Source organism: Paraburkholderia sp. C35 (assembly GCF_003121405.1).
In the GTDB taxonomy this organism is placed as follows: domain Bacteria; phylum Pseudomonadota; class Gammaproteobacteria; order Burkholderiales; family Burkholderiaceae; genus Paraburkholderia.
This window is the reverse complement of record NZ_QBUY01000038.1, coordinates 53,683-70,798: the sequence shown is the minus strand read 5'-3', so window position 1 is coordinate 70,798 and position 17,116 is coordinate 53,683. Positions and strand designations below refer to the sequence as shown.

The following is a 17,116-nucleotide window of genomic DNA, read 5'->3' as shown; positions in this document are numbered from 1 at the left end:
CATTGCAAATATCACACCGCGCTCTTCGGCGCTCAACTGTTCGTAGTTCTTTCCCATGCAACATATCCTAATCGGACGTGTTGCACTTGTATCTTGAAACCGCCAGGCAAAAGAAAGCCGCTGAACACCGCCAATGCTAGTTTTTGCCTGCGGGCCCCCAACGGCCCCGTCCTGTTCGCGGCATCGTTCTCCTTGATGCCCGCTGCTAGCGCTTCGAACTGGCGCATCACCCGCCTCAACATCCCGCGTCTCAGCGGGCCTTACCAGTTCGGCCCAGGCCGCCCAGGTGGCAAACGGTGTGTAGGTTGTCGCGCCTTATACGCATCACTCCGGACTGAAAAGCAAAGGCGGTGTGTCTTGTAGGATCGCCGACGCATAAGGCGCGACAACCTACACACCGTTTGCCACCTGGGCTGCATGGACGGGTCGCTGCCGCTGGATGCACTGCGGGTGATTGAAGCGGGGGAGGCGCTTATTCGAAGCGTGAGCAACGAGCATGAAGAAGGGAGATGCCGTGTGAGGGATAGGACCCGTTGGGGGCCCGCAGGCAAACAACAAGAATTGGCGGTGTTAGCCCGCTTTCTTTGCTTACTTTCTTTGCGGCGGCAAAGAAAGTAAGTGCCGCCCCGCACAGGGGCAACCCAAGCAGACCACTAACAAAAACCGGATGCCAGCGCCAGACGGCAAACCAACCCACCAGCGCCAGCAAAACCCCCACCCTATCACTGCCCATTAATCGTATTAGTCAACTCAAGCGCCGGCTGCGAAGTATTCCCCCCTTGCGCAACAAGCAAATGAATCTGATTCGGCAGCAGTTGCGAAAGCACCCCACCAATAGGCACCGAAGTCACCAGCCAGTCCGCGTTATTGGCAAGATCGAATGAATTCGACTGGAAGATCGGCGTCTTGCTCCCCGCCGTGGTCGCGATCAACACATACGTCCCGCCCGATACATAAACCGAATCCTGCCCACTAGCCGGCACGGCATTCTTGAACGACACACCCGCCATCGTCGGGCTGACACTCGCAATGCTGGTATTGGTCGAAGGCACCAGATAAAGATCGAGATTCGAAGCATTCAGCGAAGCGTTATAACCGCGAACCCGCGCACTACCCGACAACAAGCCCTTGTCGAACGGATCGTCGATCAGCCCGATATCGGCTCCCGATGAACCCGGCACAGCCAGCACGGTGTATTCGTGCCCTTTCGCGACATCCGGAAACGAGCCGCTCGCGAGCGCCGTCGTGGTGCCCGTCGCAGCATAGGCAACGGTAGTCTGCCCCGTACTGATGTTCGCGAAGTTGGTCACGTTCTTGTATGAGATATTCGTCTGCAACGCCTTCCCGTTGACGAGAAAATCCACTGCCGGCCCGCTTGGAATCGCGTGCACGAAATGGATCAACGGATTCTGCAAGCCGAGTTCTTTACCGACGTCGTTCGAACTTCCGCCGCACGCCGACACGAGCGCGGCCACACCGACGAGCGCCGCCATGGTCCTGATCACCTTCATTTGCCACCTCTCCCTGATTGGGCCAAAGCCCGTTGATCTGCGGCTTGCCGCCCGCGCAGAAGCATCCGTTCTTCGTCGACCTCATAGGTCGTTGTCTGTTGTCCGGATGCCGATGCACGCTTGAATGGCGGTGTGCCTTATCTGTCCTCGATGCCGGTCGGCGCTTATGAAGGCCGCTTTGGCCGCATCGATTGGACGAATGTGGACAGCAATCGGTGTGCCGCTGTCGTGATTACCGACTAGGCGCGAATAAAGCACCTTTCGGAATACGGGGTTGGAGGCAATTAGAATTTTTCCTCGGAGGTTTTACCGGGTCGCCCGTGTATCGTTCGAGCGCGGCCCAACTTTACATGGTGCCTTGCATGTCTTACCCGCGGCTCTTGTCCGAACTCGATCTGGGCTTCACGCGCCTGCGCAACCGCGTCGTGATGGGTTCGATGCATACGGGCATGGAAGACCGCTTCTGGAACTATCCGAAGCTCGCCGCCTACTTTCGCGAGCGCGCCAAAGGCGGCGCGGGATTCATCATCACGGGCGGCATCTCGCCGAATCGCGAAGGCTGGCTGCTGCCCTTCGGCGGCACGCTGAATTCGATTTTCGACCTGCACAATCATCGCAAGCTGACACGCGCAGTCCACGAAGAAGGCGGCAAGATCGCCCTGCAGATCCTCCATGCGGGACGTTATGGTTATCAGCCACTGGTGGTGTCGGCGTCGGCACTGAAGTCACCCATTTCGATGTTCAAGCCGCGCGCACTGACGCTCGCGGGCGTCGCGCGGACCGTGCGTGCCTACGCCCGCTGCGCGCGCCTTGCGCAGCGCGCCGGCTACGACGGCGTCGAGATCATGGGCAGCGAAGGCTATCTGCTGAATCAGTTCCTGTGCTCACGCACGAACCGGCGCGACGATGCGTACGGCGGCAGCCTCGCCAACCGCATGCGCCTCGCGCGGGAGATCGTTGAGGCCGTGCGCGCGGCATGCGGCGAACGCTTTATCGTCGTGTACCGGCTGTCGCTGATCGATCTCGTCGAAGGCGGCAATACCTGGGATGAAACCGTCGAGGTCGCGCAAGCACTCGAAGCAGCCGGTGTGACGATCTTCAACACGGGCATCGGCTGGCACGAGGCGCGTGTGCCGCCCATCGTCACGTCGGTGCCGCGCGCCGCATTCGCGCCGCTGACGGCACGCCTGAAAGCGGCGGTCAGCGTGCCCGTGATCGTGTCGAACCGCATCAACACGCCGGAGGTCGCCGAAGACCTGCTGGCGCAAGGCGCGGGCGATATGGTGTCGATGGCGCGGCCGCTGCTCGCCGATCCCGAGTTCGTCGTGAAGGCAGCCGAAGGACGCGCGCACGAAATCAACACCTGCATCGCCTGCAACCAGGCTTGCCTCGATCACACGTTTCAGAACAAACGCGCGACCTGCCTCGTCAATCCGCGCGCGGGCCGCGAGACGGACCTCGTCTACCGGCCGCTCGCCGCGCATCAGACACCGCGCGATGTGGCCGTGATCGGCGCGGGACCGGCGGGATTGTCGGCGGCGACAGTGGCAGCCGCACGCGGTCATCGCGTGACGCTGTTCGATGCGTCGGCAACTATCGGCGGCCAGTTCAATCTGGCGATGCGCGTGCCCGGCAAGGAAGAATTCAGCGAGACGATCCGCTATTTCAGCAGTCAGCTGAAGCGGCACAACGTCGATGTGCGGCTTGAAACGCGCGTCGATTCCGCCCTGCTAGCGGCGACGCCCTTCGACAACGTGATCGTCTCGACCGGGATCGTGCCGCGTCGGCTCGCGATTGAGGGTATCGACGGACCGAACGTGCTGTCGTATGTGGACGTGTTGTGCGGCGCACCCGTCGGTCGGCGCGTCGCCGTGATCGGCGCGGGCGGCATCGGTTTCGACGTCAGCGAGTTTCTGTTGCATCGCGCCGATGAACCCCTGCCGCTGTCGCGTGAAAGCTGGGCGGACGAATGGGGCGTCGATCTCACCGTGCGCGAGCGCGGCGGCCTCAAGGCGCCGCAAGCGTGCGTGCCCGTGCGCGACATCTGGCTATTGCAGCGCAAGGCGGGCAAGCTTGGCGCGGGCCTCGGCAAGACCTCGGGCTGGGTGCATCGCGCGGCGCTGCTGCGCAATCAGGTGAAGATGCTCGATGGCGTGACGTATCGGCAGATCACCGGACGCGGGCTGCTGATCGAGCGCGCAGGCAGCGAGCAGTGGCTCGACGTCGATACGATCGTGGTATGCGCCGGGCAGGAATCGCTGCGGGATCTCTACCCGGCTGAGCCCGCTGCATCGAACGCGGATGGGCCGCGCTTTCATGTGATCGGCGGGGCGTCGGTGGCGTCGGAACTCGATGCGAAGCGTGCGATCCGTGAAGGCGCGGAACTGGCCGCGCGCTTGTAGCGCTTGTAGCGATGCAGCGGTCGTAACGCCTGCACGATCAGCCGTGCGCGGCAACGCCCCTTATGCCGCGCCGCGCCGCCGGTAATCGAACCAGAACGACAGCCCGACGCTCGCGAGGATCACGCCCGTCGCGATGACCGTCGCGCGCGTCACCGGCTCGCCGAGCAGCAGCGCACCGAGCGCCACCGCGACCACCGGGTTCACGTACATGCAGCTGCTGGCGATGATCGGGCTCGTATGGCGGATCAGAAAGCCGTACGCGACATACGCGGCCATCGTGCCAATCAGCATCAGATACAGAAACGCGACGACGGGCAGGAAGTGGATGTCCATCATCCGTTCGCCCGACACCCACGCGACCATCGTCGACATCGCGCCGCCCAGGCCAATCTGCAGCGAGGTCGACAGAAACAGGTCGGACGGCAGCTTGAGGCGCGACGCCAGATGCGCGCCGCCCGCCCAGAACAGCGCGCCGCACAGGATGGCGAGACTGCCGCCCGCCGAGCCGGCGCTCTGGTCGCCGTGACTGAGAATCGCGATGCCGACCAGCCCCAGCCCGACCGCGAACCACTCGCCCCTGCCGATCTTGCGCCCGGCGATGGCAGCGATCACGGTTGCGAAGAGCGGCACAGTCGCCACCCTCACGGCCGCCGTACCCGTGCCGACGGTGCGCATCCCGTAGGCGAGCATCCCGCTCGACAGGCCGACCAGCATCGTGCCCACCAGCCCGGCATTGCGGATTTCATTGAGCGGCGGCCAGGCCGGCTTGCGGCGCATCGCGAAGATGAAAAGGCCGACGCCCGCGAAGAAATTGCGCAATCCCGACATCAGCAGCGGCGGAAACGACCCCAGCGCGACGTGCACAGCCAGGTACGTCGAACCCCAGACGATATAGACGACGCCCAGCGCGAGCGCGATCTGTCCACCATGGGACTGCGGCAGGCGAAACGGGAAACGGTCAGGGAGATTCAGCGCCACGTTCAGCCCGCCCGTGCCGGCGATCGCGCCGCGGCCCCGCTGAACAGCCACGAACGGGACGGCAGGCGCCGCATCGGCGACGCGGCAAGATGGGCAAAACGGGCGGACATGGCAGTAGAGCGGTAGACGACAGTGGAACGGATGTCGAACGGCAAGGGATGCACCAGGTCAATGGTGCGAATTGATGGCCTTCATGATGCAGAATGCAACAACAGCAGCCAACGGACGCGAAACACTCGCGCCGCCGAGCATTATGCAATATCTGGACAACGCGCCGGCAAGAGAATCGTAACTTTCGTTGCAAGCAGGATGAAACCGCGCAGCAGCAAGCCGTCGCCATTGTGACAGAGCGGTCCGAGCATTCGTCCGGGCAGCGCGTCAGTCGTAGCTGACCAGCACCGTCACCGCGCGCTCGTTGGCCGCGCCGCCCGCGATCGACAGCGTGCCGCCCGCGCGACCCATGTCGTATTCCGTGCGCTGGGTCTGCGTGACATGGCTGGCGTTATCGGTGAAGTGCGTCGTCAACGTGCGCGGCACGCCGACGCCCGCATCCGTATTGACACGCACAGCGATGTGCACAGCCTCCGATGTATCCGGCGCAGCTGTAAACGTCACATCGACAGCCGCTGCATCGGACTGATGCGAGTGGCCGGCACGGAATCCTTGATAGCTGTCAGGAACACGACTCACGATGCGGCACGGCGGCGCCACGATCGCGCCATTGAACGTGACCGTTCCTCCCCGTTGAAGTGACTCCGCTTCAGCCGTCATCGTCGCCCCCAGCGACGCTGCCACGACACACGCAGCTATCACCGCGCCCATTCCTCTCGATGCTCTCATCGCCTTCTCCATATAAATCGAATTTGCTTAGGCAGACTGATCAATTGCCAGTCATGACTGAAATAACGGTCGCAGATCTGACGATCTTGAATCTGTTTGCCGAAAATTCGACGCAGGACAAAGTCACGTATTCCGGTGTCAACGATGTCGATGAAATAACGTTATGACGCAAAGGCATGACGCACGCCCGTCTCGTCATCGCGATGAAAGCTGCCGCCGCGAGCTGTTCTGGACAGGCTCACAATGCGTTGCCCGGCACCGTCCGGGCAATTTCAAGACAGGTTGCCAAACCCGGTCCGGCCAGGTTATCGTGTGCGCTGCTAACGCGGGGGTCCTGCGTTGTGCGTCGCCTGAAAGCTAACGGGCACCGCATGGCGTGGGTGAGAAATACCCTTTGAACCTGATCTGGATAATGCCAGCGCAGGGAAGCGTTCGGGCTCGCCGCTTCACCTGTCGTATTGCTGCACCCTCTTCGCGCGAACCCGGTCTACTTCCCCTTCGTCTCGTTCTCCTGCGTAGCTGTCACGCCCCACAATTGCATGGAGAGACGCATGAACGCCAACCCGAAATTCATTTCCGCCGATGCGCACGTCGACGAAGCGGCCGTCGCGCCGCTGCCGAACTCGCGCAAGGTCTATGTGACCGGTTCGCAGCCCGATATCCGTGTGCCGATGCGCGAAATCACGCAGGCAGACACGCCGACCGGTTTCGGCGGCGAAAAGAATCCGCCCATCTACGTGTACGACACGTCGGGTCCGTACACCGATCCTGACGCAAAGATCGACATTCGCGCCGGTCTGCCCGCGCTGCGTCAGGGCTGGATCGAAGCACGCGGCGATACGGAATCGCTGCAAGGCCTGTCGAGCGACTACGGCCGCGAGCGCGCCGCCGATCCTGCCACCGCGCAACTGCGTTTCCCCGGCCTGCACCGCACGCCGCGCCGCGCGCTGCCGGGCAAGAACGTGTCGCAGATGCACTACGCGAAGCAAGGCATCATCACGCCGGAAATGGAATACATCGCGATTCGCGAGAACCAGCGCCGCGCCGAGTATCTGGACAGCCTGAAGACGAGCGGCCCGAACGGCGCGAAGCTCGCCGCGATGATGGGCCGCCAGCATCCCGGCCAGGCGTTCGGCGCAAGCGCATTCGGCCCGAATGGTCTGCAGGCCATCACGCCCGAATTCGTGCGCGAGGAAGTGGCACGCGGCCGCGCGATCATCCCGGCTAACATCAATCACCCGGAAAGCGAGCCGATGATCATCGGCCGCAACTTCCTCGTGAAGATCAACGCGAATATCGGCAATTCGGCCGTGACGTCGTCGATCGGCGAGGAAGTCGACAAGATGACGTGGGCGATCCGCTGGGGCGGCGACACAGTGATGGATCTGTCCACCGGCAAGCACATTCATGAAACGCGCGAATGGATCATCCGCAATTCGCCCGTTCCTATCGGCACGGTGCCGATCTATCAGGCGCTCGAAAAGGTCAACGGCAAGGCTGAAGACCTGACGTGGGAAATCTTCCGCGACACGCTGATCGAACAGGCCGAGCAAGGCGTCGATTACTTCACGATTCACGCGGGCGTGCGTCTGCAATACGTGCCGCTGACCGCGAACCGGATGACGGGCATCGTGTCGCGCGGCGGCTCGATCATGGCGAAGTGGTGTCTCGCGCATCATCGCGAATCGTTCCTCTACGAGCACTTCGAGGACATCTGCGAAATCATGAAGGCGTACGACGTAAGCTTCTCGCTCGGCGATGGCCTGCGCCCCGGCTCGATCTACGACGCGAACGACGAAGCGCAACTCGGCGAACTGAAGACGCTCGGCGAACTCACGCAGATTGCGTGGAAGCACGACGTGCAGGTGATGATCGAAGGCCCCGGCCACGTGCCGATGCAGCTGATCAAGGAGAACATGGACCTGCAGCTGGAATGGTGCGACGAAGCGCCCTTCTACACGCTCGGGCCGCTGACGACGGATATCGCGCCGGGCTACGACCACATCACGTCGGGCATCGGCGCGGCGATGATCGGCTGGTTCGGCACGGCGATGCTGTGCTACGTGACGCCGAAGGAACACCTTGGCCTGCCGAACAAGGACGATGTAAAGACGGGCATCATCACGTACAAGCTCGCGGCACACGCTGCCGATCTGGCGAAGGGACATCCTGGCGCGCAGGTGCGGGATAACGCGCTGTCGAAGGCGCGCTTCGAATTCCGCTGGGAAGATCAGTTCAACATCGGTCTCGATCCCGACAAGGCGCGCGAATTCCACGATGAAACGCTGCCGAAGGATTCGGCAAAGGTCGCGCACTTCTGCTCCATGTGCGGGCCGCACTTCTGCTCGATGAAGATTACGCAGGATGTTCGCGACTATGCCGCGAAGGAAGGCATGAGCGATGTCGATGCGCTCAAGAAAGGCATGGAAGTGAAGGCAGTCGAGTTCATCAAGAGCGGGGCTGAGATTTATCAGCGTCAGTAAGCACGTAGTGATCTTGTCAGTGGATGTGGTTTGCGAGAGCGAACCACATTTACCGCATCAGCGCGCCCACGCGGTTCTTTTTACGCCTCGCGGCGATTGCTCGCCGCAGCGAAACATTTGATTACCAAACCGACACTTTACTGACAAGCCCACACAAACAGAAACGGCCCCCGGCTATACCATCGAATCACCAGAGCGGGAGCGTAATTTGCGACTCCCGTCGATAGAAACACAAGGGAGTCGGAATCATGAAAACGTTCCATCGAAGCGGTGCGGTGGCTACGCTCGTGGCCGTGGTGGCAAGTCTCTCCGCCTGCGACGGCATGACCACACGCCAGCGCGACACGGCTGTCGGCGCAGGCGTGGGCGGCGCAGCGGGTGCGGTGATCGGCGGCAGCGCGCTGTCGACATTGGGCGGTGCGGCAGTCGGCGGTGTGATCGGCAACCAGGTCGGAAAGTAGTCGCAACGACGCGCCATCGCAGCGCGTGAACCAACGCAATCACGCAACACGTCGCTCGCTCGGGACGTGAATGCAGGGTCAGGAATACGACAAATCGCCGTCGAAGGCGATGCAGGCAAACGGCTTCGGACCGCGCCGCCAGCAAGGCTGCTGGCACGCGATCCGAAACCGATGGGAGTTGGGCAGAGTCCGGCGCGCAAGCACGCGCCGGACATGTCCTCTATCTGATCGCGCGTGAAATAAGCGGTTACCACTTTGTGACGTGCTCGCCGAAACGCTGACGTAAGCTCAATAGATAAAGCGCGCAACAACGGCGCTAAGAAATAACGAGGAGCACGTCATGAAACCGCTCGATGCAACGTTGCGCACCGCCAGCGCCGTTGCAGCGCTGGCTCTCGCTGGCGCCCTGTCAGGCTGCTACTACTACGCGCCGTACGGCTACTATCCCGGCTACGGCTATTACTCAGGCTACCCCGCCGTGCCCACGGCTGCTACCCAGCAAGACATGCCTGTCGGACCCGGTGTCCCTGGCGGTCCTGGCGGCCCAACCAGCAGCGCGGCACAAGCCGCCGCCCAGACGCAATTCACCATGCCTTCCGGCGCCGCCGCGGCACAACCCGGTTACGACGACATCCCGCCCGCGTACGCGGGTCCGTCCGTTTATGCTGCTGCGCCTGCCTACTATCCCGTCGCGTATCCCGTCTACCCGTATGGCTATCCGTAGTACGGCTGGCCCGGCTGGTGGGGACCGTCGATTTCGCTGAGCTTCGGCTATTGGGGCGGCTGCTGCGGTGGCCATTATGGATACTGGGGAGGTCGCGGCTATTGGGGCGGCCACGGCTACTGGGGCGGTGGCTATCACGGTGGTTATCATGGCGGCGGTTGGGGCGGCTATCACGGTGGCGGCAACGCATGGGCAAGCGGTGGCGGCCACGGCCACTCTCACTGACGCCCCTCTGAACGTCATCGGGTCAGCGCTGGAAGCGCCCGCGGAAACCCGGCGCTGAACCTCAACGCGAGGCAAACACGCGTGCCGGACGATGCAAGCCCGCCGATGCGCCGCCCACGCTACGAATCAGCGCCCGCTTCTATTCCCGCAACACCTTCCTTCGTTTTCCCTGCTTGACGGAAATCGCCAGCGTTCTATGCTGGCGGTTGTTTGTGCAACACCTGTTTAATTGTGTGATCCGGCGTCTCGCGCAATCCGGCTTGCCCGTTGCGCACCCGATGCCGCCTTCATCCGTCCAGCCCTGCCGCTTCGCCGCGTAGGTGCAGTCTTCGCGTCGAATCGAACAACAATGAAGGAGACGTGATGTTCCACCAGCTACTGACTCCCATCGGCAACGCGCTGTTGCCATCGTTCATCGTTGCCGCGTTACCGATTCTCGTCGTCCTCGTCTTGCTTGGCTGGGCGCGCCGCCCTGCCTGGCAGGCCTCGCTGGCCGGCCTCGTGGTCGGGCTACTGATCGCCATCATCGGATGGCATTTCCCCGTCGGTCTCGCCCTCGATTCCGTCGCGGCGGGCGCCGTGTTCGCCTGCTGGCCCGTGATGTGGATCGTCGTCACGGCCATCCTGCTCTATAACATCGCGCAGTACTCGGGCCGCTTCGCCGCGTTCCGCATGTGGATGATCGACAATCTGCCGAACGACCGGCGCATCGTACTGGTCGTGATCGGCTTTTCGTTTGGCGCGCTGTTCGAAGGGATCTCGGGCTTCGGCACGCCCATCGCGATCACCAGTTCGCTGCTGATCCTGCTCGGTTTTCCGACGCTCGAAGCCCTCACCTTCACGCTGATCTTCAACACGGCACCCGTCGCATTCGGCGCACTCGGCGTGCCGATCACGGTGCTCGGCGCGGTCACGCACCTGCCGGTCGATTCGCTCGCCAAGATGGTCGGCCGCCAGTTGCCGTTCTTCGCGCTGCTGCTGCCGTTCTACGTGATCGGCGTGTATGCGGGCTTTCGCAACATGCTGCGCGTGTGGCCCGTGCTGCTGGTGTCGGGCGGCAGCTTCGCGCTCACGCAGTTCATTACCTCGAACTTCATCAACTACAGCCTGACCGACGTGTTGTCGTCGCTGGTGTCGCTGATCCTGACAATTGCCTTCCTGCGCGTCTGGCGCCCCGCCGCCGATCCCGCCTTCGCCATCAATGTCGATCGCGTTCACGAGACGCGCGGCAAGATCACGGGCACGCAGGGCTGGTATCCGTGGCTGATCGTGTCGGCCGTGGTGATTATCTGGACCATCGCGAAGATCTTCATGATCGGCGACGTCAAGGTGCCGTGGCCCGGTCTCGACAAGGCCGTCTTCATCACGCTGTACAACACGCCGTACGGCGCGGTCTGGGACTTCCAGCCGCTCGCGACGGGCACCGCGATTCTCGTCGCGGCGATCATCACGGCGTTCGTGGTCGGCCTCAAACCGTCCGACTTTGGCCGCGCGATCGTCGATACATGGGTGCAGACGCGCATCGCCATCCTGACGGTGGCGACCATCGTCGGTCTTGCGTACCTGATGAACTACTCGGGGATGAACTACACGCTCGGGCTTGGCGTGGCGGCGGTCGGAGCGTTCTTCCCGCTGGTATCGGCGTTTCTCGGCTGGGTGGCCGTGTTCCTGTCGGGCAGCGACACGTCGGGCAACGCACTGTTCGGTAATCTGCAGGTGGTGGCAGCGAACCAGCTGAACCTGAACCCGGAGCTGATGGCCGCGACCAATTCGTCGGGCGGTGTGATGGGCAAGATGATCTCGCCGCAGAACATCTCGACGGGTGTCGCGACCACCGATCTCAAAGGCAAGGAAGGCTACGTGTTCGCCAAGACCTTCAAGCATTCGATCCTGCTGACCGTCCTGCTCGGCATACTCGTGTGGCTGCAGCAGAACGTGCTGCAGTGGATGATTCCTCACTGATGTTCGTCTCAATCCGCGCGGGCGCGACACGCTTCGCGCCCGCGTGATAGTGCCCGTGCCGGACAGCGGATTGTCGATTCTTGCTGTTTCATCTCATCGTGAAACGTTGGGCGTAAGCCCGGTGTTAACATGCATACGCATCGCGACTCAACTGCGCGCGATCCCTTCACGATGAGTCCAGTCAACGTCTTCCAGCTTCTGATTCTCGCCGCGCTATGGGGCGCGTCGTTCCTGTTTATTCGCGTTGGTGTGAGCGATTTCGGCGTCGCGCCGCTGATGGCGTTGCGCGTCGGCATCGGCGCGCTGTTCCTGCTGATCGTGCTGATGGCGCGGCGTCCGCTGCGCGAATCGGCAGCGACCCTGCGCTCGCGCGCACTTCCGCTGCTGGTGGTCGGCATTCTCAATTCGGCGGCGCCGTTCTGCCTGTTCGCGTATGCGGAGATCACGCTGTCGGCGGGCGTGACCTCGGTGATCAACGCGACCACGCCGCTGTGGGGCGCGCTCGTCGCCTTCCTGTGGCTCAAGGATCGCCTGAGCGCGTTGCGCAGCGTCGGGCTGGTGATCGGCTTCGCGGGCGTGCTGATGCTCGTGTGGGATCAGATCGCCGCGCCCGCCGGCACCAACATTTCGCCCGCGACCACGGCACTCGCTGCCGTCGCCGCGCTCGGCGCGACACTGCTCTATGGCATCGCCGCCAGCTACACGAAAAAGCATCTGATGGGCGTCGACGCGCTCACCGTCGCGACGGGCACGATGATCGGCGCGACCATTATGGTGCTGCCGTTTGCCGTGGCGTCATGGCCTGCCGTCATGCCGTCGATGAAGGCGTGGGGCTCGGTGATCGCGCTGGGCATCGCGTGCACGGGCATCGCCTACATGCTGTTCTTCCACCTGATCTCCGTCGCGGGTCCGGCACGTACGATCACCGTGACCTTCGTTATCCCGATCTTCGGCATTCTGTGGGGTGCGCTGTTTCTCGGCGAGCGCGTGTCGATGGGCATGCTCGAGGGGAGCGCCGTCATTCTGGTCGGCACGGCACTCGCGACGGGTGTGGTCAACCGCATTCCGGGCATTGGCGGACGTGGCGTGAGCGAGCGCTGCTGACAGGTTGTGCTGCGCGTCGTCGCTCGACATGCGATGAGATGACGTAACGACGGGATGGCGGCGCCCTCCGCCATAAAAATCGACTGCACAAAAAATAGCCCGCGCTCCAAGCACGGAGCGCGGGCGAAACCGTCGCCCTACGAGGATAGGCGACGGGGCCACCGAGACGGGCGTTGCCAGACACCCGTCCAAAGCTGTCAACAAAAGCAGGTTGATCCACAGCAGGCGCGAATCCGGCCGAGGCTCGGCAAGATTCCTGCAAACCCAGACTGCATGAGGCTTCGCAGCCATTTCCGTGAATTTCGGGACATTTAAAAGCAGCTAGCGTGCCAACTTCGCACATTCCGCCCGAAGCGATCTAAGTGTTTGATTTAACAGTGGGAATCGGGAACGGCGAGATTGCGGGACAGCGCGGGGAGCGCACGTTACGGCGTAACGTCACGTTACGCGCGGGCCGCGACGAACGCACGGCCCGGAGTGACATCGGTCAGCGGACCTTGCGCGGCCCGTGCGTGTTGCGCCGAGCGCGCAGCGCGACGGGCAATTTCGGCGGATCGCCCGACAGCACCGCGCCGCACATCAAGGCCAGCGCGATCAGGCTCACAACCCACATCCAGTACGGTATGACGTCGAACATGGCCGGTCTCCTCCCGATGGTTGGCCTGATCGTCGACTGAGCAAAACGCATGCACGTGAGCTTCGCGTTCGTTAGAGGAAGTCGACGACCGTCGATCCGGCGGCGCAACGACGAAAAAAAGCCCGCGTGACAGAAGCGTCACGCGGGCTTTTCTGATTTGCTGCGCGAGGACGCGCGGCCTGTTACGTCAGTGCGAGGTGTGTCAGTGCAGCTGGTCGACCATCAACGACATGATCTGCTTCGCCTGCGACGAGGAATCGACATCGCCCTAGTCGTCGACGACGGCAACGCGCGTCTGATTCGGCGTCACGGCACGCACGTTCACGCGATACTGCTTGGCAACTTTTTCCTTGCGGCCATGGAACACCTGGTTCCAGAAGCCCTGCTCAGCCGACGTCATATCCTTCGGATCGACATAGCGGACAAAGTAAAGACCGCGGTTGCGATCGCGGTCGTCGACCGTGAAGTTGCTGCGGTCGAGCGCGAGACCAACGCGCAGCCACGCGCGGTCATACGGCTCGCCCAGCGTCAGTTCCGTCGACGACAGTTGCGCCGATGTCTCCGTCGCCGCCGATGACGGATCACGCGACGGCTGCTGCGCAGCGAGCGCAACATTCTGTGCCGCCGTTGCCGCCGCTGCCGACTTGGCGCCCGCCGATGCGTTCGGCGCCGCTTGCGCGCCAGCCGGCGACAGCGATGCAGCCGACGCCGAGTTGGCCGTGGTCGTCGTCACATCGTTCTTCGCGAGCGCAGCCATCAGGCGCTTCAGGTATTCCGTTTCGAGCCCGGGATCGTTCGGCTTCGGTTCCCACTTGCTCGTATCGTTGTTGGTGCCCGAGAGCGCTTCGCGCAAGCCCTTCTGGCTGATGAACACATACGTGCCGCCGTTCGGCGCCGCTTCGAGACGCGTGCGGTACTTGTTGCGCTCCGCCGTCACATACGAGTTGCCCATCGCCTTCGACAGCGTGCTGCGGATCAGGCCATCATTGATCTGCGGATGGGTTTCGTTCCAGTCCGTTTCCATCACGCCCTTGTCGCGCTGATCGACCACCAGCAGGAAGCCCTGTTCCTGCCAGAAGCGGCGGATCTGCGGCCAGGCCTTGTCCGGCGTTTGATTGTCGAGCACCAGCCAGCTTTCCGTGCCGTCGCGCTGGATATGCATGCCGTTGACGACGGGCGCCACGGCCGTTGCGTTGCTGGGCGCCTCGCTTTGCACCTGCTGCAGCGTGGACAGCGACGTCTGGCCGCTTTGCGGCGGCAGCGAACGCTGGTCCGAGGTTTCCTCGAGCATGTTCGGCGGAACAGCGAGTGACACTTCCTTCGATTTCGAGTCGCTCTTGTAGTCGATCTTGTTCGGCGACGACGTGCCGCAGCCGGCGACCAGCCCGCCTGCCATCAGCAATGCTGCAAACCGCTTGGTGAGACGAAGTTCAGTCATGTTCCAGGAATCCTTCCTATAAGCCACGGAAGCCACGGCTACTCCGTGGACTAACCCATCATTTTACCGGCCCGGCGACACGAAGTGCAAAAAGCGGTGGTCCACACGCTTTCCTGCGCTTTCGGCCGCAACGTTATGTACCGATCGAATCGGCGCTCCCGAGGTTCGTATGTCGAACTTCCGCGCATCGAGGCGCGCACGGTCAAGGCCGCCCGCATCATCTCATAATGAATCCGCTAGCCGGCAAATCTCGGGATTCTCTGACCTGAAATTTAACGTTTCGCCACGTTTTTCCCGATCACGTCAATCGCTCACATAGTTGCCATATGTCATTGATTTCAATGACGCAAAAGTGCCTTGTGGCATTCATCGATTTCGAGATAACCCCGCAGCCTCCACGCAGCAACTGACCGCCCCTCAAAACCCCGGTGCTATCTTGAAAACACGATCTCAAAAATAGGCCGAGAGCCGTGGGGGCCGCAGCATGGCAGTGATCAACACTCAATCGTCGACCGTTGTCGGCGTCTCGATCGTGTTCGCGTTATGTGCAAACACGTTTGTCACCGCAGAAGCACACGCCGAGCTCGGCGGCACTTCCGCAGCGCTAGCAGCAGGCGACACCGCAACCGTGCGGACGCTGCCGGGCAGCGCGGCCAAAGTCCGTTCGACCGTCGATGCAGGTGGCACCACCATCAACGAATACACAACCGGAAGCGGTGTGATCTTCGCGTACACCTGGCAAGGTCCGACGATGCCGGACCTAGGGCAACTGCTGGGCCCTTACGCCCAGCGGCTTCGCACGGAAGCGGCGGCCCAGTTCAACGCGACGGGAAGCCTGCATGCATCCCGAGTCGACGATCCAGATGTGATCATCGAGTCGGGCGGCCAGATGCGCAGCTATGTGGGCCGTGCATGGCTGCCTCAAGCCCTCCCCGCCGGCATCACTCAAGCTGATCTGCGCTAACGGGGGGCGAGATGAATCACGCACTGATTTCCGCGGCTTGCCGTGCGCTGGCCGCCGTCCTTGCCGCCGTCAGCCTCGCTGTATTGACAGGATGCGGCGGCGGTTCCGGTGGCACGACCAACGCGAACGGCACGGCATCGACGACACCCGCATCGTCTGCCACTGCCGCCAGCACACCGACGACAACCGCACCCGTATCCGCAAGCGCCCCTGTCGCCAACGTCCCGCAATCGACGATACCCAATGTCCAGCCGATCACCGTCACGTCGACACCCACGCGTACCCGCAACATGCTCACCACCAGCGTGACTGTCTGCGCACCTGGCTCGTCGAACTGCGTGACGATCGACAACATCCAGGTGGACACAGGCTCGCAAGGTCTGCGCGTGCTGGCATCGCAACTGCCCGCAAGCCTGGTGCTACCCGCCGTGGCAGCCACGCCGCCAACGGGATCGACCAGCCAGATCAACGCTCAATGCGCTGTGTTCGGCACCGGCTACACGTGGGGCGCGGTGCGCACCGCCGATGTCCGCATGGCGGGGCAACTCGCGCCTGGCGTCTCGATTCAGGTGATTGCCGATCCGTCCGTGCCCAACGTGCCATCCGACTGCGCTGCATCGGGCCTGCCGATGATGACGCCTGCCACGTTGCGCGTGAACGGCATTCTCGGCGTCGGCATGTTTACGGTCGACTGCGGCGGAGCCTGCGTCGTGGCCAGCGCGCCTCGCTGGTATTACGCGTGCGACGCGACCGGCGCTTGTGCGTCGACCACGCAACCCCTTCTAAAACAGGTCGCCAATCCGATCAGCCGGTTTGCCCTCGATAACAACGGCGTCGTGATCGACTTGCCCGCCGTCGGGCCAAATGGCGCAGCAACGGTGACGGGGTCAATGATCTTCGGTATCGATACCCAGCCCAACAACACACTCAACAGCGCCACGGTATTGAACACCAATTCAGTCTCGGGCTACGTGACCACCTCGCTAAACGGACAGCCAAACTCGCAGAGCTTTATCGACAGCGGTTCCAATGGATTGTTCTTCCCGAGCACGACGCTCGCACGCTGCGGCGCATGGTGGTGTCCAACGTCGACGCAATCCTTGACGGCCACGCTTACCGGCACGAATGGCGCAACGGCAACGTCCGATTTCTCGATCGCCAACGCAACAGCGCTATTCGCCACACAAAACTACGCGTTCAACAATCTGGGCGGCATGTCGAGCGTGTTCGACTGGGGACTGCCGTTTTTCTTTGGACGGCGCGTCTACACCGCCATCGCGTCACGGCAGACTTCCGCTGGCCAGGGGCCGTTCTACGCGTTTTGAGGTGATTGCCACGCAATACGTGGACATTGCGCGCGGGTGCCGACAACAGCCACCCGCGCCCG

General features: G+C 62.6%; 11 protein-coding genes, 2 pseudogenes and 1 riboswitch. Of the genes and pseudogenes, 8 read left to right on the top strand and 5 right to left on the bottom strand.

The window, feature by feature from the left end; genetic code table 11:
* Positions 1-722: 722 nt before the first annotated feature.
* Positions 723-1,511: a DUF4397 domain-containing protein gene (locus DK391_RS22270; RefSeq protein WP_109480148.1), complete on the bottom strand. Its 789-nt coding sequence runs from the start codon at positions 1,509-1,511 to the stop codon at positions 723-725.
* A gap of 362 nt (positions 1,512-1,873) precedes the next feature.
* On the opposite strand from DK391_RS22270, the gene DK391_RS22265 reads away from it, so the two are divergent.
* On the top strand, positions 1,874-3,913 hold the full coding sequence (locus DK391_RS22265) for an NADPH-dependent 2,4-dienoyl-CoA reductase (RefSeq protein ID WP_109480147.1): 2,040 nt from the start codon (positions 1,874-1,876) through the stop codon (positions 3,911-3,913).
* A gap of 60 nt (positions 3,914-3,973) precedes the next feature.
* Here the strand turns inward: DK391_RS22265 and DK391_RS22260 are convergent, their stop codons facing one another.
* Positions 3,974-4,891, bottom strand: a complete 918-nt coding sequence (locus DK391_RS22260; protein WP_204117418.1) for an EamA family transporter — start codon at positions 4,889-4,891, stop codon at positions 3,974-3,976.
* 378 nt (positions 4,892-5,269) lie between these two features.
* A complete protein-coding gene (locus tag DK391_RS22255) occupies positions 5,270-5,731 on the bottom strand; it encodes a hypothetical protein (RefSeq protein WP_109480145.1) in 462 nt (153 codons plus the stop codon).
* Between the two features lie 317 nt (positions 5,732-6,048).
* A riboswitch (TPP riboswitch) is annotated at positions 6,049-6,176 on the top strand.
* Positions 6,177-6,282: 106 nt separating this feature from the next.
* On the opposite strand from DK391_RS22255, the gene thiC reads away from it, so the two are divergent.
* The 5 genes and pseudogenes from thiC (at position 6,283) to DK391_RS22230 (ending at position 12,690) form a co-directional block, all read left to right on the top strand.
* Positions 6,283-8,214, top strand: coding sequence for a phosphomethylpyrimidine synthase ThiC (thiC, locus tag DK391_RS22250; RefSeq protein WP_109480144.1), 1,932 nt, complete (start codon positions 6,283-6,285; stop codon positions 8,212-8,214).
* 248 nt (positions 8,215-8,462) lie between these two features.
* A complete protein-coding gene (locus DK391_RS22245) occupies positions 8,463-8,675 on the top strand; it encodes a glycine zipper 2TM domain-containing protein (protein ID WP_109480143.1) in 213 nt (70 codons plus the stop codon).
* 340 nt (positions 8,676-9,015) lie between these two features.
* A pseudogene (locus tag DK391_RS22240) lies at positions 9,016-9,624 on the top strand (hypothetical protein).
* A gap of 363 nt (positions 9,625-9,987) precedes the next feature.
* On the top strand, positions 9,988-11,586 hold the full coding sequence (locus tag DK391_RS22235; RefSeq protein ID WP_109480142.1) for an L-lactate permease: 1,599 nt from the start codon (positions 9,988-9,990) through the stop codon (positions 11,584-11,586).
* A gap of 129 nt (positions 11,587-11,715) precedes the next feature.
* Positions 11,716-12,690, top strand: coding sequence for a DMT family transporter (locus tag DK391_RS22230; protein ID WP_109480141.1), 975 nt, complete (start codon positions 11,716-11,718; stop codon positions 12,688-12,690).
* A gap of 487 nt (positions 12,691-13,177) precedes the next feature.
* Here the strand turns inward: DK391_RS22230 and DK391_RS44950 are convergent, their stop codons facing one another.
* Both DK391_RS44950 and bamC read right to left on the bottom strand, forming a co-directional pair.
* Entirely contained in the window at positions 13,178-13,327 is a 150-nt protein-coding gene (locus DK391_RS44950) for a hypothetical protein (protein ID WP_204117416.1), read from the bottom strand.
* Between the two features lie 202 nt (positions 13,328-13,529).
* A pseudogene (gene bamC, locus DK391_RS22225) lies at positions 13,530-14,765 on the bottom strand (outer membrane protein assembly factor BamC).
* A 484-nt stretch (positions 14,766-15,249) separates the two neighbouring features.
* Between bamC and DK391_RS22220 the strand changes: the two are divergent.
* Together DK391_RS22220 and DK391_RS22215 are read left to right on the top strand one after the other, a co-directional pair.
* Entirely contained in the window at positions 15,250-15,729 is a 480-nt protein-coding gene (locus tag DK391_RS22220) for a DUF2844 domain-containing protein (protein WP_109480140.1), read from the top strand.
* 11 nt (positions 15,730-15,740) lie between these two features.
* Positions 15,741-17,054, top strand: a complete 1,314-nt coding sequence (locus DK391_RS22215; RefSeq protein WP_109480139.1) for a DUF3443 domain-containing protein — start codon at positions 15,741-15,743, stop codon at positions 17,052-17,054.
* Positions 17,055-17,116 lie beyond the last annotated feature (62 nt).

Bases quoted from the DNA above. Each gene is read 5' to 3' on its own strand.
- DK391_RS22255 (WP_109480145.1), bottom strand. From the start codon at position 5,731: ATGAGAGCATCGAGAGGAATGGGCGCGGTGATAGCTGCGTGTGTCGTG.
- DK391_RS22220 (WP_109480140.1), top strand. From the start codon at position 15,250: ATGGCAGTGATCAACACTCAATCGTCGACCGTTGTCGGCGTCTCGATC.
- DK391_RS44950 (WP_204117416.1), bottom strand. From the start codon at position 13,327: ATGTTCGACGTCATACCGTACTGGATGTGGGTTGTGAGCCTGATCGCG.
- DK391_RS22230 (WP_109480141.1), top strand. From the start codon at position 11,716: ATGCATACGCATCGCGACTCAACTGCGCGCGATCCCTTCACGATGAGT.
- DK391_RS22235 (WP_109480142.1), top strand. From the start codon at position 9,988: ATGTTCCACCAGCTACTGACTCCCATCGGCAACGCGCTGTTGCCATCG.
- DK391_RS22215 (WP_109480139.1), top strand. From the start codon at position 15,741: ATGAATCACGCACTGATTTCCGCGGCTTGCCGTGCGCTGGCCGCCGTC.
- DK391_RS22245 (WP_109480143.1), top strand. From the start codon at position 8,463: ATGAAAACGTTCCATCGAAGCGGTGCGGTGGCTACGCTCGTGGCCGTG.
- DK391_RS22270 (WP_109480148.1), bottom strand. From the start codon at position 1,511: ATGAAGGTGATCAGGACCATGGCGGCGCTCGTCGGTGTGGCCGCGCTC.
- thiC (WP_109480144.1), top strand. From the start codon at position 6,283: ATGAACGCCAACCCGAAATTCATTTCCGCCGATGCGCACGTCGACGAA.
- DK391_RS22265 (WP_109480147.1), top strand. From the start codon at position 1,874: ATGTCTTACCCGCGGCTCTTGTCCGAACTCGATCTGGGCTTCACGCGC.